Source organism: Monashia sp. NPDC004114 (assembly GCF_053603855.1).
In genome coordinates this window covers 1-17,986 of the sequence record NZ_JBSGGK010000025.1, presented here as the reverse complement: position 1 = coordinate 17,986, position 17,986 = coordinate 1, and the positions used below count along the sequence as shown (strand labels likewise).

At 69.1% G+C, this 17,986-nt stretch carries 24 protein-coding genes and 1 riboswitch; of the genes, 11 read left to right on the top strand and 13 right to left on the bottom strand.

Annotated elements, in window-relative coordinates; genetic code table 11:
- Positions 1 to 96: 96 nt before the first annotated feature.
- On the bottom strand, positions 97 to 732 hold the full coding sequence (locus ACWEOW_RS22740; RefSeq protein ID WP_452271527.1) for a DedA family protein: 636 nt from the start codon (positions 730 to 732) through the stop codon (positions 97 to 99).
- Positions 733 to 932: 200 nt separating this feature from the next.
- Here ACWEOW_RS22740 and ACWEOW_RS22735 point away from each other — a divergent pair, with 200 nt between their 5' ends.
- From ACWEOW_RS22735 to ACWEOW_RS22725, 3 genes are read left to right on the top strand one after another with little or no spacing between them, the layout of a single operon-like run.
- Positions 933 to 1,289, top strand: coding sequence for a hypothetical protein (locus ACWEOW_RS22735; RefSeq protein WP_452271526.1), 357 nt, complete (start codon positions 933 to 935; stop codon positions 1,287 to 1,289).
- A 57-nt stretch (positions 1,290 to 1,346) separates the two neighbouring features.
- Complete coding sequence (locus ACWEOW_RS22730; RefSeq protein ID WP_452271525.1) at positions 1,347 to 2,081, top strand: cytochrome P450; 735 nt, start codon at positions 1,347 to 1,349, stop codon at positions 2,079 to 2,081.
- A gap of 9 nt (positions 2,082 to 2,090) precedes the next feature.
- Positions 2,091 to 2,453, top strand: coding sequence for a hypothetical protein (locus ACWEOW_RS22725; RefSeq protein ID WP_452271524.1), 363 nt, complete (start codon positions 2,091 to 2,093; stop codon positions 2,451 to 2,453).
- A 23-nt stretch (positions 2,454 to 2,476) separates the two neighbouring features.
- On the opposite strand, the gene ACWEOW_RS22720 is transcribed toward ACWEOW_RS22725, so the two are convergent.
- Both ACWEOW_RS22720 and ACWEOW_RS22715 read right to left on the bottom strand, forming a co-directional pair.
- Complete coding sequence (locus ACWEOW_RS22720; protein WP_452271523.1) at positions 2,477 to 4,402, bottom strand: CheR family methyltransferase; 1,926 nt, start codon at positions 4,400 to 4,402, stop codon at positions 2,477 to 2,479.
- Positions 4,395 to 5,429 carry a chemotaxis protein CheB gene (locus tag ACWEOW_RS22715; RefSeq protein WP_452271522.1) on the bottom strand — a complete coding sequence of 345 codons (1,035 nt, stop codon included), beginning with the start codon at positions 5,427 to 5,429 and terminating at the stop codon, positions 4,395 to 4,397. Before ACWEOW_RS22715 ends, ACWEOW_RS22720 begins: the two co-directional genes overlap by 8 nt.
- Positions 5,430 to 5,560: 131 nt before the next feature.
- Here ACWEOW_RS22715 and ACWEOW_RS22710 point away from each other — a divergent pair, with 131 nt between their 5' ends.
- The 3 genes from ACWEOW_RS22710 to ACWEOW_RS22700 all read left to right on the top strand — a co-directional run bounded on the left by ACWEOW_RS22710 (position 5,561) and on the right by ACWEOW_RS22700 (position 8,509).
- The gene (locus ACWEOW_RS22710; protein WP_452271521.1) at positions 5,561 to 6,079 is read left to right on the top strand and encodes a hypothetical protein; all 519 of its coding nucleotides are present in this window, start codon (positions 5,561 to 5,563) and stop codon (positions 6,077 to 6,079) included.
- 163 nt (positions 6,080 to 6,242) lie between these two features.
- A complete protein-coding gene (locus ACWEOW_RS22705) occupies positions 6,243 to 6,962 on the top strand; it encodes an ANTAR domain-containing protein (RefSeq protein WP_452271520.1) in 720 nt (239 codons plus the stop codon).
- Positions 6,963 to 7,198: 236 nt separating this feature from the next.
- Complete coding sequence (locus tag ACWEOW_RS22700) at positions 7,199 to 8,509, top strand: ferredoxin reductase family protein (RefSeq protein ID WP_452271519.1); 1,311 nt, start codon at positions 7,199 to 7,201, stop codon at positions 8,507 to 8,509.
- Between the two features lie 164 nt (positions 8,510 to 8,673).
- Here ACWEOW_RS22700 and ACWEOW_RS22695 read toward each other — a convergent pair whose 3' ends face one another.
- From ACWEOW_RS22695 to ACWEOW_RS22655, 9 genes are all read right to left on the bottom strand, one after another.
- The gene (locus ACWEOW_RS22695) at positions 8,674 to 10,413 is read right to left on the bottom strand and encodes a complex I subunit 5 family protein (RefSeq protein ID WP_452271518.1); all 1,740 of its coding nucleotides are present in this window, start codon (positions 10,411 to 10,413) and stop codon (positions 8,674 to 8,676) included.
- Positions 10,410 to 10,775, bottom strand: coding sequence for a sodium:proton antiporter (locus ACWEOW_RS22690; protein ID WP_452271517.1), 366 nt, complete (start codon positions 10,773 to 10,775; stop codon positions 10,410 to 10,412). The genes ACWEOW_RS22695 and ACWEOW_RS22690 overlap by 4 nt, the downstream gene beginning before the upstream one ends.
- Before the next feature lie 2 nt (positions 10,776 to 10,777).
- The gene (locus ACWEOW_RS22685) at positions 10,778 to 11,743 is read right to left on the bottom strand and encodes an MnhB domain-containing protein (protein WP_452271516.1); all 966 of its coding nucleotides are present in this window, start codon (positions 11,741 to 11,743) and stop codon (positions 10,778 to 10,780) included.
- Positions 11,740 to 12,045 carry a Na(+)/H(+) antiporter subunit B gene (locus tag ACWEOW_RS22680; protein WP_452271515.1) on the bottom strand — a complete coding sequence of 102 codons (306 nt, stop codon included), beginning with the start codon at positions 12,043 to 12,045 and terminating at the stop codon, positions 11,740 to 11,742. Before ACWEOW_RS22680 ends, ACWEOW_RS22685 begins: the two co-directional genes overlap by 4 nt.
- Positions 12,042 to 12,395, bottom strand: coding sequence for a monovalent cation/H(+) antiporter subunit G (gene mnhG, locus ACWEOW_RS22675; protein ID WP_452271514.1), 354 nt, complete (start codon positions 12,393 to 12,395; stop codon positions 12,042 to 12,044). Before mnhG ends, ACWEOW_RS22680 begins: the two co-directional genes overlap by 4 nt.
- Positions 12,392 to 12,655 (bottom strand): monovalent cation/H+ antiporter complex subunit F, encoded by a 264-nt coding sequence (locus ACWEOW_RS22670; RefSeq protein ID WP_452271513.1) that lies wholly within the window; start codon positions 12,653 to 12,655, stop codon positions 12,392 to 12,394. Before ACWEOW_RS22670 ends, mnhG begins: the two co-directional genes overlap by 4 nt.
- Complete coding sequence (locus ACWEOW_RS22665) at positions 12,652 to 13,164, bottom strand: Na+/H+ antiporter subunit E (RefSeq protein WP_452271512.1); 513 nt, start codon at positions 13,162 to 13,164, stop codon at positions 12,652 to 12,654. Before ACWEOW_RS22665 ends, ACWEOW_RS22670 begins: the two co-directional genes overlap by 4 nt.
- 84 nt (positions 13,165 to 13,248) lie before the next feature.
- On the bottom strand, positions 13,249 to 14,157 hold the full coding sequence (locus tag ACWEOW_RS22660; RefSeq protein ID WP_452271511.1) for a YncE family protein: 909 nt from the start codon (positions 14,155 to 14,157) through the stop codon (positions 13,249 to 13,251).
- Positions 14,158 to 14,315: 158 nt separating this feature from the next.
- Positions 14,316 to 14,522, bottom strand: a complete 207-nt coding sequence (locus ACWEOW_RS22655; protein ID WP_452271510.1) for a hypothetical protein — start codon at positions 14,520 to 14,522, stop codon at positions 14,316 to 14,318.
- 102 nt (positions 14,523 to 14,624) lie between these two features.
- Positions 14,625 to 14,701: riboswitch (Fluoride riboswitch) on the top strand.
- Positions 14,702 to 14,771: 70 nt separating this feature from the next.
- Here ACWEOW_RS22655 and ACWEOW_RS22650 point away from each other — a divergent pair.
- The 3 genes from ACWEOW_RS22650 to ACWEOW_RS22640 are packed head-to-tail and all read left to right on the top strand — an operon-like array spanning position 14,772 to position 16,176.
- Complete coding sequence (locus ACWEOW_RS22650) at positions 14,772 to 15,317, top strand: universal stress protein (RefSeq protein WP_452271509.1); 546 nt, start codon at positions 14,772 to 14,774, stop codon at positions 15,315 to 15,317.
- Positions 15,308 to 15,805 carry a fluoride efflux transporter FluC gene (locus tag ACWEOW_RS22645; RefSeq protein WP_452271508.1) on the top strand — a complete coding sequence of 166 codons (498 nt, stop codon included), beginning with the start codon at positions 15,308 to 15,310 and terminating at the stop codon, positions 15,803 to 15,805. Before ACWEOW_RS22650 ends, ACWEOW_RS22645 begins: the two co-directional genes overlap by 10 nt.
- A complete protein-coding gene (locus tag ACWEOW_RS22640; protein ID WP_452271575.1) occupies positions 15,805 to 16,176 on the top strand; it encodes a fluoride efflux transporter FluC in 372 nt (123 codons plus the stop codon). The genes ACWEOW_RS22645 and ACWEOW_RS22640 overlap by 1 nt, the downstream gene beginning before the upstream one ends.
- Positions 16,177 to 16,226: 50 nt before the next feature.
- On the opposite strand, the gene ACWEOW_RS22635 is transcribed toward ACWEOW_RS22640, so the two are convergent.
- Complete coding sequence (locus ACWEOW_RS22635) at positions 16,227 to 16,700, bottom strand: pyridoxamine 5'-phosphate oxidase family protein (RefSeq protein ID WP_452271507.1); 474 nt, start codon at positions 16,698 to 16,700, stop codon at positions 16,227 to 16,229.
- 108 nt (positions 16,701 to 16,808) lie between these two features.
- Here ACWEOW_RS22635 and ACWEOW_RS22630 point away from each other — a divergent pair, with 108 nt between their 5' ends.
- Both ACWEOW_RS22630 and ACWEOW_RS22625 read left to right on the top strand, forming a co-directional pair.
- Positions 16,809 to 17,075: a BON domain-containing protein gene (locus tag ACWEOW_RS22630; protein ID WP_452271506.1), complete on the top strand. Its 267-nt coding sequence runs from the start codon at positions 16,809 to 16,811 to the stop codon at positions 17,073 to 17,075.
- A 180-nt stretch (positions 17,076 to 17,255) separates the two neighbouring features.
- Entirely contained in the window at positions 17,256 to 17,981 is a 726-nt protein-coding gene (locus ACWEOW_RS22625; protein WP_452271505.1) for a hypothetical protein, read from the top strand.
- Positions 17,982 to 17,986: the final 5 nt, after the last annotated feature.

Genomic DNA, 17,986 nt, shown 5'->3' with positions numbered 1-17,986 from the left:
GGTGCCGGACCCGATACCGGTGCCGGGGCCCGACCCGGTTCCGGAGCCGCTTCCGCCCGGGCCGGGGCCGGATCCGGTACCTGGGCCGGCCTGGCCTCAGTGACCGCTGCTGCGCGCCCGGCGGTGGCGCCACCACTCCACCGCTACCGGGACGAGGGACAGGGCCACGAGGCCGATGACGACGATGTCGATGCGGTCCTGAAGCACCGGGAAGCTCTGCCCGAGGAAGTACCCGAGCAACGTCAGGACCGTCACCCAGAGCGCGGCCCCCACCGCCGACCACGCCAGGAAGTGCCGGCGGTCCATGCGGCTCACCCCCGCGACGACGGTGACGAACGTACGGACGATCGGGACGAAGCGTCCGAGGACGAGCGCCTTGCTGCCATGCCGCTCGAAGAAGCTGTGTGACCGCTCCAGATGCTCGGCCTTGAGGACCTTCCCCGACCGGCGGTAGAGCGCCGGCCCGGCAGCACGCCCGATCTCGTACCCCGCGGCGTTGCCCAGGATGGCCGCCGCGAAGAGCAGCACGATCGCGACGAGCACCGACAGGTGCAGCTTGTTCCCTGCGATGAACAGGCCGACGGCGAACAGGAGGGAGTCGCCCGGCAGGAACGGGAAGAGCAGCCCACACTCGATGAACACGAACGCCGCACTGACCCAGATGAACGCGCCTCCGAAGCGCGTGAGGAGCGTGGCCGGGTCGAGCCAGCTCGGGCCGATGGCCTGGATCACGTCGGGCCGTCCGTCTGGTCAGGCGCGGTCGCGGTGTGGTGTGTGGACACGGTCCCTCCTCGGTCGGGACAAGTCGGTCAGTCCTGCACCTACCCCGAACGCCGCCGACAAACGCGCGAGTCGCTGACGCTGGGATCCCGGTTTCCGATGACCGGCATCGGGTAGGTGAGGCGCAACCGCCTACTGGATGGGAGCACGCCGTGCCCGATGTCGTCGACCTCGCGGTGCACAGCCTCGACGGCGCGGCGCACAGCCATCGCAAGGCGATGTTCGTGGACCTGCTCATGGACCAGCAACGCGTCGACGTGCTGCTCCAGCGAGCCGACGTGCTGCTCGCGCAGGCGCTGGACACCTGGCAGGCCTCGGGCCGGGGCTGCGTCTACGACACCGCGGTGGCGGCATACGGCAGGGCAGTCATCGGTTGGGCCGGGATCGAGGAGCGCCCACCGGCCGAACTGCGCCGAGCGGTCGGTATGGCGCGCATCGTCGACGGTCTGGGCACTCCTGGCCTCGCGTACGCCACGGCATACCGGCAACGCATCGTGTGCGACAGGTGAGCCACCCGGCTGGTCACCGAGGTCCGAGACGGCACGCGCACTCCCCCGCCGAGCTCCGTGCTCGAGCGCGTCGCCATCCAGACCGACGAGCACGGCCAGCTGCTTGACGCTCACACCGCCGGAGTCGAGCTGCTCAACATCCTGCGACCGGCTGTCGCGGTCGCGAGGCTCGCATCGTTCGCCGCGGTCGAGCTGCTGCAGCACCCGGACTGGCGAGACCGCTTGCGCGACGAGGTCCGCGAGCGCGGCGGCACCCTCTCCGGGCCGCTCGCCACGGCGTTCGCCCAGGAGGTACGCCGCCTAGCCCCGTTCGTGCCCATGCTCGCCGCCGTGACGTCACGGCCCACGACGTATGCCGGTGTCGCCGTCCCGGCGCGACGCCGGGTGCTGCTCGAAGTCGTGGCGAGCAACCGCGACCACGGTTCGTGGGCGCAGCCGCACACCTTCGACCCGACGAGGTTCCTCGGCACAGGGGCCGAGTGGAGCGACCACCTCGTCCCACAAGGAGGCGGCCGGCCCGAGAGCGGGCATCGCTGCCCCGGCGAGCTCGTCACCGTCGGCCTGCTCTCGCTCACGGCATCGCGGCTTGCCCTGCTGGACACCAGCCCGTCCAACGGCCAGGACCTCGGGTGGTCCTGGCGGCGCCTGCCCACCATGCCACGCTCAGGCGTGGTCCTGGACGTGAGGCCGACCGGAGCGTCCCTGAGGTCGACCCGGATGCTCGGGGCCGGCGCCCCAGCAAGGCCCGGGCGACATTCCATAGCCGGCCGGTCTGGCAGCACGGAACACTAGACTGGGTGGGTGGATCAGGCGGCCCGCGCGGCAGCTGAGGCCGCTGGTGAACGGGCGCGACAGCTGGCCGAGCGGCTCGAGCGACTGCTGTCCGGCACAGGATCGACCGATGACGACGTCCGTGAGGCGACCCGCTCGGCCGCGCTCTCGCTGTGGCGGGCGAAGTCCGCTCACACACGCTCGGGCCTCGCACACGACCGGGCGGCCATCGCGCACGATCGGGCGGCGGCCGCCAAGGAGGCACAGGCGATCCGGGCGACCGAGCCCGACTCCACAGCGCTGCTCGCGGAGGCTGAGGCGCACCGTCGAGCGGCCCGGGACGACCGCGAGGCCGCCCACCGGGACCGCAGCCTGGGCGCCGAGGAGGACTAGCTCCGGCTCCCGTGGATGCGGCGTCAGTCTCTGGGCTCGGCGTCCATCACGAGGAGCACGCCGGTCGAGGTGCCGCGTGACAGGAGCGGCGCCACGGTGATGCTGAGGCCCACCGGTCGCCCGCGACGGTTGATCGCGTCGATGGCGAGGTGCTGTGCCTGGTCCGAGTCGTTGAGGACCGATCGCAGCACTGGCTTCAGAGCATCCATCGGAAGGCCGAAGTCCAGGCTGAGCAGGTGTGAGCCGACGGCCTCGTCGGCACGCACGCCCCACAGCTCGTGGGCGTTCTTGTTCCACGTCTGAACCGTGAACTCCCGGTCGAGGACGATGACTGCCGACTTCATGCTGCTGAGGATCGACTCCATGAAGTCGTTGAGCTGGCTCAGCTCACCGCTTCGGTCACGCAGCTCCTCGTTGGCGCCCTGGAGCTCGTCGTTCATCGACTGGAGCTCCTCGTTCATGGTCTCGAGCTCCTCGTTGGTCGACTGGAGCTCCTCGTTCGTCGTCTCGAGCTCCTCGACGGTGGACTGGAGCTCCTCGTTCGTCGTCTCGAGCTCCTCGTTGGTCGACTGGAGCTCCTCCGAGGCTGCCTGCAGCTGCTTCGTGGTCTGTTCGAGCTCGTGGTGGACCTGCTGGTATCGCGTCACGTCCGTGAAGGCCAGCAGCGTGCCGGCATACCCCTCGCGGATGTCGACGAGCGGCACGAGCTCGATGTCGACGTAGAGCTCGGCCTCGACCTTGTTCCAGCGAACCCCACGCACGCGGCGCGGCTGACGGCTCTCGCGGGTCTCCTGCAGCGTCGACCGGAGCTCGACCGGCCGGAACGAGAGGTCGAGATCGAGGAAGCGGCGGCCGATGTCCGAGTCGGCGAGCTTCGTCAGGGCCTTCGCTGACTCGTTGATCATGGCGAGAGTGCCGTGACCGTCGATGACCAGCTGCGCCATCGGTGCGGCAGCGAACGCGTCGCTGCGCAGGCTCTGCAAGGCATCGGGCACGGCGAAGCGCATCACCGGGGCCGCGTGGCGGGCGATGAGCTGCGGGTCGACGGCAGGGACCGCGCCCCGACGGAACAGGCGCCGCTTGAGGTCGACCGGGATGAACGTGTCGGTGTGGTTGAGCAGCATCTCGGCCTTGCCGAGCAGCAGCGTGCCCTCTGGCTTCAGGGCGAACGCGAGCCGGGACAGGATGCGGGACTGCGTCTCCGCGTTGAAGTACATCAACGTGTTCCGGCATGTGAGCAGGTCGATCCTGGAGATCGGAGCATCGCGCGTGAGGTCGTTGCGCCCGAAGATCACCGAGCGGCGCAGGTCCTGACGGAACACCATCCCTTGGGGACCCGCCTCGAAGTACTTCTCGCTGAGCTCGTCCGGGACGCTGTGCATCTCGCGCTCGGTGTACGTGGCCGCGCGGGCGTAGGCAAGGGCGTCCTCGTCGACGTCGGTGGCATAGATCTTGACGCGCTCACGGAACTGCTCCAGGCCCATCGCCTCGGTCAGCACCATGGCGAGGCTGTATGCCTCCTGGCCGCCGGCGCAACCCGCGCTCCACACCCGGATCTCGCGGTCGGCCGTCTCCAGCATGGTCGGGATGATGCGGTTGCTCAGGTGCTCCCAGGAGTCACGGTCCCTGAAGAAGCTCGTCACATTGATGAGGATCGTGTTGAACAGCGGGATGAACTCGTCCGGGTTGACCTCGAGGTAGTCCTGATACTCAACGAACGTGTCGAAGCCGACGGCGTGCATCCGGTGGCGAACTCGCCTGAAGAGGCTGGGGCGTTTGTAGCCGGTGAAGTCGAAACCCCTGACGTCCCTGAGGTACTCCAGCAACCGCTCGAACACGACGCCGTCGGCCGCCAGCTGGTCGGCCCCGGCCGACTCGAGCGTCTCCGCGCCATCGCCCTCGTCCGGGCTGCTGGCCAGCTCTTCCGTGTGCTCGTTCGTGTCACTCATCGATCAGCTCCACCGTCATGTCGGGCCGTGACTCGATCAGCTCCCGGACCTTGCCGGCTGCGTCGAGGGCGTCCGATGCTTGCGTCTCGAACCGGCGCGCTGTCAGCGCGCTACCGCGCTCCGTCGCTCGTTCCGCCAGCTGCGCTGCCAGGGCCGCCTTCTCCTCGAGTGTGCGCAAGGCGATCCAGAGAGCCGTGTCCAGCTGGACCGACTGCTCGCCGAGCAGACCCTTGGTCGTCCAGGCATGGCCCACGCGACAGCGATATCGGGTGACCCCGCCCTCGACGATCTCGAACAGGGTGCCCCCGCAGTCGGGGCACGAGAATCCAGCGGCGGTACCGGGCCGGTCCACAGAATCCATGGCAGCATCCTCCAACTGGGCCATGTCTGTCTCGGCTCTGAGCAAGGCCGACGGAGGCGCGACCAGCGGCGCCGCGAAGTCCTCCCTGCACAGGTCGTTGAGCAGCCTGCCGATCTCCGAGGCACGCACCACATGGTCGGGCTCGAGGATCGACAGGACACTCTGGGGCATCTCGGGGTAGAGGCAGTCGGACGGATCCTGGACGATCGCGATGCCTCCGCGGTTCTTGATGGTCCACATGCCGGCGGCGCCGTCGTCGAGCACCCCGGACAGCTCGATACCGATCACCCGATGTGCGAGGGCGCGAGCCGCCGAGCGGAACAGGACATCGATGGCGGGGCGATGACCGTTCTCGCGGGGGCCCAGTGTGGCGCGAACATGGGAGTCGAGGACCACGAGGTGCCTGTCGGGAGGGGCCACGAGAATCTCCCCTTCGACCAGCTGCGCGGCGTCGTCGACGTGCCGCGCCGGCAGCGGCCCGGACCGCTCGAGGATCCGTGGCAGCACGCTGCGTCCGTAGGACGGGACGTGGAGGACCACGATGACCGTCGCCGGCAGGTCCGGCGGCAAGCTGGCGACGAGCGCGCGCAGGGCTTCCACACCCCCTGCGGACGCGCCGACAACCACCACATCGCGCCGGCTGCGGGACGGATCCTGGATCGTCATCATGCTCCTTGTCGGAGTGCACCACGCCCCACCGCGGACCGCTCTTGCTGACCTTCTCAGCCTAGTCCCGCGGACGTGCTGTCGGCACGCAGCGCGCTGCGTGCAGCCGCCAGTTGGGCCATACTGGGTCGATGGGGTCGCATACCGGCGACACAGGAGCACTGGGGCCAGCCGCAACCGCCGCGGGCGAGCGTGCAGTCGAGTGCCGCAACCGCCTGGCGGAGTTCGAGGACGGCACGGTCGTCAGCCGGTTCGAGCACGTCACACGAGCGAACCAGCGACTGGCCGAGGCGATCCAGCGCGCTCGAGCCGCCGAGAAACGCCTCGGCAACCTGCAGGTCCGGACCCAGGTGCACCAGGCCCTGCGGCGCGCCGGCCTCCCCTCGGTCAACCAGCCGCCGGCGTTGCCGGCACGGCTCGTACCGGCGTCCGCTGTCACACCGCTGGCCCACGACCTGCTCGACTGGGTCAGTGAGGGCTCGGTAGGCGTCCACGACCTCTGGCTCGCCTTCCTGGCGTACAGCGGGGAGGTCTCGTTCATGGAGTTCGACGCGTATCTGCACGGTGCCTGGTCGATGTCCGAACGTGACCGACAGGTCCTCGACCAGGTCTGCTGGGAGCACTCACAGTTCGGCACGCTCACGGCCTAGCCACGGGCGCGAATGTGCCCAGCGCGCGAAAGCCCGGCGTGACCCCGCGGGTGTAGCCTCAGGTGAGGGCACAGTGGTCTGACGGTGCTGCACCGGCCGGTAGCCACCAACGAGTGAGCTCAAAGCGCTGGGTAACGCTCGCCCGCCGAGGAGGCCACACATCGTGACGTCCGTTCTGCGAACCACAGAGCCTTTGCCCACCATCACCCCGTCTGCGCCGCCGCACCGGTTCGGCGGGCCGGACAGCATCAGGGCTGTCGAGACAGCCCTCGCTACGTGCGCTGAGGCGATCCCAGGCGTCGAGCACGTCGCCATCGCCCTCATCGACGACGAAGGCCGGCCACGCACCATGGCAGCCTCGGATGACCTCGCCCGTCACCTTGGCGAGATCCAGCTGACCTTGAATGAAGGTCCGCTCATCGATGTGCTGTCTCGCTCGACCTACGAGATGGTGGCCATGCGTGAGGCGCCGCTCGACCGGTGGGTCGAGTTCATCCCACGCGCCCGAGCGCTGGGCATGACGGTGGCCGTGGCGATCCGGCTGACGTGGGAGGGTCGCGTCATCGGCGCCCTGTGCATCTACGCGTCGAGGTCGGCACGCATCCGTCCCGAGACCGTGGCCATGGCCGAGATCTTCGCGTCCCATGCTTCCGCGACCGTGATGCTGGCCAACAAGGCCGAGCATCTGGAGCTGGCCATGCTCACCCGGCAACGCATCGGACAGGCGGTCGGCATCCTCATGGAGCGCTACCACCTGGATGCCGACTCGGCGTTCAACTACCTTCGCCGGATCTCTCAGAACGAGAACGTCAAGGTGCGAGACCTGGCCAACGAGCTTGTCACGGGAGGCCGCCTCCCCGAGGAGCCTGAGCCAGCAGCCTGAGCGAGGTCAACGCCCGAATCTACGTCGAGTGGGCGCCGCGCCTCGGTATCGGGTCCCAACGGCAGGTCGGCGGCGTGGTCTGAGGCGGTGGGGCGGGAGGTGGTGTCGAGGACGACACCCTCGAGAAGCCGGCGACATGCACGATCATGCGCTCCACGTACCCCAGATGAGTGGCCCCAATCAAGCACAATGGGTCGGGTGCACCCAGGCTCCCCCGGACCAGAGATGAGGTCGTGATGACGTCGGTCGTGCGTGGGATCGCCTGGCTGGGTGTGTTCATCGGGATCTGTGTGGCGCCGCTCGTCTTCGCGCTCATGAGCACCGACCGGCCCGGACAGGGCTTCTGGACCGACTTCTCGGTGGCGCTCGGATTCGTCGGGCTGGCGCTGATGGGGATCGAGTTCGCTCTCGTGGCCAGGGTCCGGTCCGTCGCGGAGCCCTTCGGCACCGATGCGGTGATCGACTTTCACCGTCAGATCGGGTACACGGGCCTGGTCTTCGTCCTCGTCCATGTCGCACTCTCCGCCGACTGGAGCCAGGCAAACCCGTTCACGCCGAGCAACACGCCAGCCCTGGTGGTGGTCGGTGCCATCGCGGCGGGCGCTCTTGTCGTGCTCGTCGCCACCTCGGTGTGGCGCCGTCGGCTCCGGCTGTCCTACGAGGTCTGGCAGGTCCTGCACACCGTCCTGGCAGTGGTCGCCGTGGTGGCCGCTCTTGTCCACATCCTGCTCGTCGACTACTACGTCGACACCGTGTGGAAGCGGGCGCTGTGGGCGGTCATGACAGCGGCATTCGTCGGGCTGCTCATGTGGGTGCGAGTGCTTCGTCCGCTGCGCCTCCGTCGACGCCCCTGGACGGTGGACAGGGTCACGCCGGAACGCGACCAGACGACGGTGCTCACCCTGCGCCCGGACGGCCACGATGGGATGCGGTTCGAGCCCGGCCAGTTCGCCTGGATCAATGTCGGCCGGTCGCCGTTCGCCGTGACGTCGCACCCGTTCTCGTTCTGCTCGAGCGCCGAGACGCCGGGCAGCATCGAGGTCGCCATCAAGGCCGCCGGCGACTTCACGGCGAGCGTGGCAACCGTGACGCCCGGGACCGCGGTCTATATCGACGGCCCGCATGGCGTGTTCTCGATCGACCAGTACGAAGGCGCCGGCTTCTGCCTCGTCGCGGGTGGGGTCGGGATCGCGCCGGCCCTGAGCATGCTCGAGACGCTGGCGGACCGCGGCGACGTCCGGCCAGTCCTGTTGTTCGCGGGCAACCGCACCTGGGACACCGTGATCGTCCGCGACCGCGTGGACGCGCTTACCTTCCGCCTCAACCTGACGGTGGTGCACATCCTCGAGGAACCGCCGCCCGAGTGGACGGGCGAGACAGGATACCTCGACGCCGACATCCTGGCCCGGCACCTGCCCCCTGGTTTCAGGCGATTCCAGTTCTTCGCGTGCGGCCCGACCCCGATGCTCGCCGCCGTCGAAAGCGCACTTGTCGGTCTGGGCGTGCCCCCCGACCGCATCCACACCGAACGTTTCGACTGGGTCTGAAACCTGCCGCCTGCAATGAGGAGGAGCGCGTGCGCCACGTCTACTTGAACCGGATCGCCTTGGCCACCAGCGTGATTCTCGTGCTCGCCTGTCTGGCCTTCGCCGCCGTCCAGAACTGACAGGAGCGCGGCAGGCCCGGAGAGGCCATCGCCTCGTCGGCGCGCTCAGAGCAGGAGCACGGCCGACACGAGAACCACTCCCGCGGCTGCCGCAGCGGCGTAGTCGTTCACGGAGCCGGTGTGGACCCGGCGCAGCCACGAGACTGCCCGGGGCTCCCCGAACCGGACGTATGCCGCTGCCACTGCCACACCGAGGACGAGCTCGACGCCCGCGGTGACCAGGTCGCGGGTCCCGGCGTAGTCGAACGCCGCAGCCAGGTTCGGCACGGCGGCTGACCCGGAAAGGACGCCGGCGGCATACACCTCGGGATGCAGCAGCAGCGACGCCGCCGGCGACGCGACGTGGCTGATGACGAGTCCGGGCACGAGGCCGAAGGCGGCGCAGCCGACCGCGAGCGCGATGAGGCTGACCCTCATGCCGAGGTGCTGACGTCCGAGGTGCTCGTAGGGCTCGCTCCTGCGACGGTAGAAGCCGAGGTATGCCGCCCGCCCGAGCGCCGCCACCGTGAGCACCTGCGCGACGAGGGCGAGGACGAGCACGCCGGGTTGGTGGTCGAGTCCAGCGTGGATGAGCCCGAGGGAGGCGTAGCCGTTGAGCGGCGGCACGCCGGCGATGGCGAGCGCTCCAACCGTGAACCCCGCTGTCAGCAATGGCCGCCGACGAGCCAGCCCACCGAGCTCGGAGAGTTTCACCAGGCCCGTGGAGTGCAGCACTGCACCCGCACAGAGGAACAGCAGCGCCTTGAAGAGGCCGTGGTTGACGAGGTGATAGACGGCGCCCGTGACGCCTTCCGGCGTCGCACTCGCGAACCCGACGACCAGGATTCCCATCTGAGACGCCGTGTCCCACGCGAGGAGGCGCTTGAGGTCGTCCTGTGCCAGCGCCATGAGTGCGCCGAGGATCGCCGTGGTCAGGCCCAGGACCGTGAGCAGGCCGAGCAGCTGCGGCGTGCCGGGACCGAAGACGAGCAGGGCCATCCGCACGATCCCGACGATGCCGAGGCAGACCATGAGGCCCGAGAACGCTGCTGACACCGCGCCCGGCACCATGGCGTGGGCGTCTGGCAGCCAGGTGTGGAACGGCACCACCCCTGCCTTCGTGGCGAATCCGCACAGCACGAGGGCCAGGGCCACGATCTCGACCGTCCGGAGGGCCGGTGGCAGGTCGCGATGGAGCTGACCGAGGTTCAAAGCGCGGTCGGTCGTGTAAAGCATCGCGACGCCCACAAAGATCACGAAGCCGGCGATGCTCGTCAGCACCACCACCTTGAAGGCCGCCTCGACCGCGGTCGGCTGTTCCAGGAAGAAGCCGGTCAGGCCGTAGCTCGCAAGGCCCGCGACCTCGAACCACACAAAGAGGTTGACGCTGTCCGCCGTGAGCGCGGCGCCGACGAGGGCAGCGAGGAGCAGCAGCAGAAGGCAGGTGAGTCCACCGAGCTCGCGAGGACCGATGTCACCCAGCTCGGACAGGGCTGACAGCAGCAGGACGAGACCGAGTCCCACCGTGAGCAGCGCGAAGGTCACTCCGAACGGGTCTGCGGCGAGGGAGATGCCGAGGGCGTTCCCGTTCACGGGTGCCTCCCCCGAGAGGAAGTGCGAGACGACCTGGCCCGAGCCGGCATACACCGTTGCCGCGATCACGCCGAGCACGGCGGCGGCACCGGCCAGACTCACGAGGCCGACGACGAGCGGCAGCCGACGGTGGACCCGCGACAGCAGGGGTGCGGCGATCGCCCCACAGATCAGCAGGACGACGGGCAGCGGCAGGAGCGAGTCGACACTCATCCGCGCAATGCGGTCATGTCGGCGGCGTCCACGCTGCGGTGGTGCTGTGCGACGCGGACCGCGACGGCGAGGAACACAGCAGTCACGGCGATGCCGATGACGATCGCGGTGAGGCAGAAGTTCTGCAGGACGGGGTCCGCCAACGTCGCGTGGGCTGCGACCTGCTCCGGCGTCATCCCGTTCGGCCCGTTGCCGAGTACCGGGGCCGTCGACCCTTTCCGGTATGCCATGGAGACGATGAGCAGGTAGGTGGACGCCTCCATGATCGACAGGCCCATCACGATCTTGACGAGGTCCCGTCGGGTGACCACCGCGAACAGGCCGAGACAGAAGAGCAGTGCTGCTCCGATGTAGTTGACCACGATCACGAGGCGCCGCCGTTGTCGCTGTCGTGGACGAGCCAGTCCCGGCCCATGCCGAGGAGGCCGAAGACGGCGATGGTGAGCCCGGTCGCCACCTCGACGAGCTCGGCGCCGGAGTACAGCTGGTTGGTTCCTCCGGCGCGGATCGTCATCGGTTCGGCAAGCGGGAGGAAGTTTGCGAACAAGGACCCCTGCCGCACCAGGCCCAAGACTCCGATGACGACGATCGCGACCGCCCCGGCGAGCTCGACCGGCTCGATGACCGAAGGCCTGACGACCCGCCGGACCGCCCGGTGCCCGAGGCCGGTATAGAGCAGCAGGACGACACCCATCACCGCGGCACCCGCGGGAAACCCGCCGCCCGGCGTGTAGCCCCAAGCAGCCATGTACACCGAGGCCACCGCCAGCAGGACCGCTGCCACCCGGACGGCCACGCGCACGACCACGGTCATTGCGACGGCCCGCTCGGGGGCCGGGGTCCCGAGCGGTTCGGTGTCGGCGTTCTCAGCGGCGGGTCTGGAGTCCTCGGACTCCTCCTCCCGTTCGGCCGAACGCGCTTGCTGCTCAGCCGAGTCCGTCGCCTCGTTGGGGTCGAGTGCCTCCTGGCTGCGCCGTCCGGCGCTCGCCTCGCCCACATATTCCGCGCGCGGCTCACGTGGGCGTGTCAGGGTCGTGACCGCTACGACGGCCGCCAGCAGGAGGAAGGTCTCTCCGAACGTGTCGAACCCCCTTGTCCCGTAGACGATCTCGCTGACGACCTCTACCTGTCCCCACTGCGGGAGTGCGACGTCGATGGCGTGCCGTGCGATCTGTGGCAGCGGCGCATTCACGGGGGGTAGTCCAACCATGCCGATGACGAGAACCACGGCAACCGCCGTCACGAGGACTCCTCCGACCACCGGCCGGTGCCAGCCTGCACGGGTGTGCGGCTCCGACGCGGCCTGTTCGCGGGCTTCTCGCTCGGTCATCGGGGGTCCTCCCGGTTCGACGACGATGGCCGCGGGTCACCGAGCTCGCCACTGTCCCGCACCACGGTGCGCAGCTTGCCGATCGCGATGAGGTAGAGAACTGGCATCGCGACCGTGCCGACGACGATCTCGGCCAGCGCCACATCGGGCGCGGCGAGCACCACGAAGAGCAGCGCCAGCACGGTCCCCATCGCCGACAGCGCCATGACCGAGCCGTTGAGGTTGCGCTGGAAGACGGCCAGGACCGCAGTCACGACGATGGCGGCGAGGCAAAGAAGGTCGAGCGCCCAGAACCCGGTCATGGTCGACCCTCGTGGTCAGCTGCGTCGGTGCCGGCACGCAGTTCGTCGACGACCGAGCCGCGCCACATGGGCACGCCGGTCTTGTAGGCCGCCCGCGCCAGTGCGTGGCTGGCCGCTGGGCTGAGCACGAGCACGAGCACGGTGACGAGGACGGCCCGGCTGGCGTAGGCCGAGTCGACGCCTTCGATGACGACCAGCGCGACCAGCATCGGCAGCAGGCCCAACGTGATGTTCTTGGTGGAGCACTGCAGCCGCGTGTACACGTCGGGCATCCGCACGATTCCCACCGCGCCGCTCAGCGAGAAGAAGAGACCGACAACGCAGAGAGCGAGGACGACGATGTCCTTCACAGCAGGCCCCTCTCGAGGTACCTCGACCAGACGAGCGCACCGAGATAGCTGAACGAGACCATCCAGATGGCCGTGTCGAGGTAGATGGTCCGGTCGGCGTATGCCGCGTAGAAGAGAACGGCGATCGCGGCTTGGGTGGAGATGGTGTTCACCGCCACGATTCGGTCTCCGACCGACGGGCCTTTCGCCAGACGGACGAGCAGCAGGGCGATGACGACGAGCTCACCCAGACAGACCCCGAGAGCGATGTGGGCAGTCATCCGCGCTCCAGGCGGTCGATCCACCGCTCGACCGGACCGTTGACGGCCTCGACGCGGGTCTGTTCGTCCCCTTCGGGGACTTCCACGGCGTGGTACTGCAGCACGTGCTCCGAGCGGTCGAGGTCGACGATCTGGTTGTCGACGATGAGCGAGGTCACCAGGCCCACACCTGCCAGCCCCGCATCACCACGCTGCCTTGTTGGCAGGACGATCATGCCGGACCTGAGGGGCAGGCTGGGCTTCCAGATCCGCCGGGCGAGTGAGACGTTCGCACGGACGATCCGGACGGTCACGCCGCCCGCCAGTCGCACAGCCGCGAGGAGGACACGCGGCCGCATCAGGCGCCACGGCCGGGCAACCGGCCCGATGCGCGTCATCGCGAGCGCGGTGCCGAGGGCCAGCAGACCACCGGCGACCAGCTGCTCCGGGTCGAGCGACCACGTGAGCACGAGCCACACCAGCCCGGCCCACACGGCCAGGGCCACGAACCTGCTGACCGTCTCCTGCAAGGGAACCACTCCTCGGTCTCGGGTGTGTCCTCCCTCCCCTACCCACCGAGCTGCATTACCCCCTCAGGGCCCCCCGGCCAGCAGTCACCACTGGTCCGGCGATGGAAGCCGTGCGAGGGTGCCGTGACCCTCGTTGGCCCACAGCGCTCCCCCGCCACTCGCAGCCTCGAAGACATAGTCGGCGCCCCACACCTCTACGGCGCGGTCCGGACGTGCCGCACCCGAGAAGTGGATGAACCGGTTCCTGAGGGGCACCCAGATCCCCTTGCCGGTGACCAGGGGCATCCCTGGCTCCGCCCCGAGGTCCACGACCGAGGCCGTGCCGGTCCTGGTGTCGATGCGCGCGAGCAGGGTCGTGCAGTCCGGCACCCAGAGGACCGAGCCCGAGGCGGCCATCGCCTTGACACACAGCTTCATCGAGGCGGGCACCTTGACGCGGGGGCCCACTGCGCGTGTCTTGACGTCGATCGCGATGATCTCGTGGGTCGAGTAGTCGCGGACCCACACCTTGTCCCCGACGAGCAGCGGCTGGGACGGACCGGTGCCGCTGGGCGCGCTGACCTTCACTGTGCCGACCGTCTTGCCCGTGGCGGCGTCGGCAATCGTGACGGTTCCCTTGGTGTAGTTCGAGATCCAGAGACGGTCGCCCTGGATGGCCACGCCTGACGGCGCCTCCTCGTGGACCTCCCAGAGCTGCTTGTGGGACGCGGGGTCGTAGCGAGCAACGACACTCCGGCCGAACGAGTTGGTCACGAGCACGCGTCCGTGGCCGTAGCTGGTCTGGGCGGGCAGGCTGCTGATCCGGACCGCCCTGTTCGTCTTCGGGTCCATGACCGCCAGGCCTTCCGCGGCCGAGGCCCAGACCATGTCGCCCGCCACGGAAAGCCTCGTCACGAAGTCGAATCCGGTCTTGACCACGGCAAGGGGCTTCACCTGTCTGACTGGGAGGCCGCTGGTGTCGAGCCGCTCCACGACGGAGCCCGACCCGGTCATCGTCGGGCTCGTCGGTGACGTGCGCCTGGACGAAGAGGGCGCCACTGACGATCCACCCGGGGAGGGAGCCGCGGCGCATGCCGACAACCCGAAGACGACGAGAGCAGCTCCAGTGGCAGCTGCGCGACCAGTGTGGTGCGTTGTGCGAGCGTCGCGGCTCATGGCAGGTCCGTCGCCTCGCCGAGGAAGTACTCGCCGCCCCATGAGCCGCGGGTGAAGGTTGCCGTCGGGCGCACCAGAGGAAGACCTCCGGCGACGTCGGCGCCGAGCAGGAGCGCTGCCGCTCGACCGGCCGAGCGGGCAGTCCTCCCTCGAGCAGACAGAAGCCGTATGCCGTGTGGCTGGCTCAGCGTGGACGTGCGCATGGATGCCTCCGTGGCTTCCGGGGTGTGGTGACACCTTCGACGGTCGCCGTAAGAACGGTCACGCGCATCTGGCGAATGCCTTACGTCGGGCCCGCCGGTATCGTGGTGCGCGGCGATGGATCCCGCCAGGACACCGGTGGTGTCCGAACCGCCGACCGGCTGATGGTTCCTGTTCATCTGCGGCCAGCGGTGGTCGCGCACGATGGGCAGGGCATCCGTGCCCATCACCGAGTGTCTGGAGACTCACCGATGGGCGACGAGCGCGTGCCACCGCAGCCGCATCCCTCGCGACTGACCGACTTCGCAGGTCACCCGCTCGTCGTAGGCGTCGTGCCCGACCAGCCACCGATCGTCGCGCTGACGGCCGTCACTCTGGCCCGCGCGACCGGAGCGCCGGCGCTCTACTTCGCCTATGTCGACGGCTCGCGCTATCCAGACGTCGAGTTCGAGGATGGCACCGTCCGACACCTGTCCATCGACCCCGACATCGACGACGAGCTGTGGCCCGAACGGGAGGCTGCGCTGGTCCAGATGGTCACCGAGTCGATGGCGGGACAGGAGTTCCCCTGGCACTTCCGGTATCTCGCGGGCCGGGTCGACCGCGCCCTGACTCACCTGGCACGCGCGGTCGACGCCGCGGCATTCGTCGTCGGCACTCACGTGGGACGTCACCACCGGGTCGCCGACTTCGTCAACGGGTCCGTGTCGATGCAGCTGTCGCACCGGCAGCACCGACCGGTGCTCGTCGTTCCCGTCAGCGTGGTCGACTGGGAGGGACGGGCGCCGTGGGAGTGAACGACGGTGGTGTCGACCCCGACCAGGTGGAGGCGCACGCGCCAGCCAGGCATCGGACCCCGCACCGACACCCGGGCCTGATCGCGCTCATCTTCGTCGGCGGGACGCTCGGCACCTGGTGCCGCGCCGTCCTCGAGCACGCCGCACCCGCGGCTCCGGACGGGGTCCCATGGGTGACCCTGGCGATCAACGTCTCCGGGTCGCTGCTGCTCGGGCTCCTGCTGGAGACTCTCGCGCGTACCGGTCCCGACTCCGGCTGGCGTCGCGGGGCGCGGCTCGCGATCGGAACCGGCGTGCTGGGCGGATTCACGACCTACAGCACGTTCGCTGTCGAGACCGTCCAACGGCTCACGCCTGCAACGCATTTCATCGGTCTTGCATACGCGGTCGGCAGCGTTGTCCTCGGCGTCGGAGCGGCCGCCACGGGGTATGTCGTCGCACGTCGCGTCGGACGGCATTCCTGGGTCCGACCGGAGCCCCGCCGGTGATGCTCCTGCTCGCCCTCGCCGGCGGACTCGGTGCTGTGGCAAGGTTCCTCGCCGACGCCCTCATCGCGCGACACAACCCGTTCCGCGTCCCGTCGGGAACCATGCTCATCAACGTCACCGGGTCGCTGCTGCTGGGCCTGCTGACCGGCATGCTCACGCTGAGAGCGCCGGAGTCCACCGAGGCCACCGTTCTGGCGGTTCTCGGCACCGGGTTCTGCGGCGGGTACACGACGTTCAGCACGGCCTCCGTAGAGACCGTTCGACTGTGGATCGCGGAAGGTCGCAACACTGGACTGGGGTATGCCGCAGCGACCCTTGTCGGGTCTGTGGCGGCGGCCGGCGCCGGGCTCGCGATCGGGTACGCGATCTGACGGGCACGAGCGCGTCCGGCGCTGTCAAACGAAGGACATGCTCCGGCACGTCACGGAGACGACTGGATCGGACCGGCTTGGCTGTGGATACGTCGGCCGGTCACGGCGCTCGGCCTGATCCTGATGAAGCGCGCTTTGCGGCCTTCCTGCCACGGCGTCAATGGCAGCTCCATCGCCTCGATCACCTCGTCCATCTCACGGATCTCGGCACCGACTCCGCGCACGACGACACTCCACACGACGGCATACGCCGGGTCGTGGCCGTCCACCTCGAAGGCGACGGGCCGCCCCGCGGCAGCCGAGAGCTTCCTCCCGCTGTCGGTCCGAAACACGATCGTCCCGTGGTCGACGACGTAGTTCACCGGAAAGATGTCCGGCTCGCCGTCGACGACCACGGCGAGCCGCCCGAACGGGCACTTTCGCAGCAGGTCCCAGCAGACGTGCTGGTCGAGCACCTCGGTGAGTGCGGGTGTGCCGGGGTGTGCTTCCTCCCCGGCAGCGCCCTGGTGCATCTGGTCGACCATGCTTCAGGATTTCGGGCTTGCGGTGTGCCCGACAGGGTCGAAGGTCCCGCCGTACGAGCGGGACCTTGGACCCTGGCACGACACCGGGCCGACGTCGAGCCTGGACGTATGAGTCAGACCCTTTACGACGACCTCGGGGCACCTGTCGCCGAGGAGCTGAGCTCGACCGGATGCGTCGAGGCCGCGACACAGGTCCGAAAGGCCCTGGCGCGTCACGCCCACCTCGACGCCAACACCATCGACGTCGGGTCTATGGGCACCGAGATCACCCTGACAGGCACGGTGCGGTCCTGGGCGGAGTCGAACCAGGCCTGCCATGTCGCGTGGTCCGTGCCCGGCGTGACGAAGGTCGTCAACCTCCTGCGCGTGGTGTGAGGCACACGCGGAACGCCCTGCAGCACAGACGGTCAGGATCGCCCGGGCAGCGCTGGCGTGCAGCCGGCGCCGATCACCGAGGCGCGACGTGGACCGATGGGAAAGTCATCCACAGCTGTCGTGAGTGGGTTGCCTCTGGATCGAACACGTGTTCGAATGGTGGTGCGGAAGGAGGGGCGCATGCCACCGTTCACCTACGACCTGCTGACCCGGTTCGGACACGAGTTCGTCATGCGTGGGGCCGGGCTGACCACCCCGGACGCGCGCCGGCGCTCGGCGGCGGCGTGGGCCGACCAGGCGCTGGCTTGGCTGATGGACGAGTGCCGCGACCTGGACGTCCGGGACGACCTCGGGCCCACCGACGAGCCGGAGACGTTCGCGGCGGCCGTCGCGGGTGAGCTCGCCGCGTTCGAGCTGACGGAGCATGCGAAGGCCGTGGCCGATGCTCGTCAGCTCGACGCGCTGGCCCGCATGCACGCCGCATTCACCGCCGAGCTGGACGCCCGGCACGCCCAGACCTGGCCCGACCGAACTCCGCTGACCGTGCACGAGGCGGTCGTCATGGAAGTCGTCGCCGCCACCGGGCTCGGCGAGTCCGAGGTCGGGCTGCGTCTGGACCTGGCGATCGCCCCGGCGCCCCGGGCCGGGTTCCTGCGCGAGCAGGTCACCCTGGGCGTCACCACGATGGCACGCGCCACCCAGATCGTCCACGCCACCGGCCACCTCGACCACGAGCACGCCGACACCGTCGCCCGCGCCGTGCTGGCCCCGACCCGAGACGGCACCGGCCTGGCCGGTGCCCTGTTCCGGCAGCGGCTGAATCGCCCCGGGTCTGGTGGAGGGTCTGATCCCACGAAAGGGTGGAGTCATGCCTGTTCCGAGGAAGTACACGGACGAGCTGCGTGAGCGCT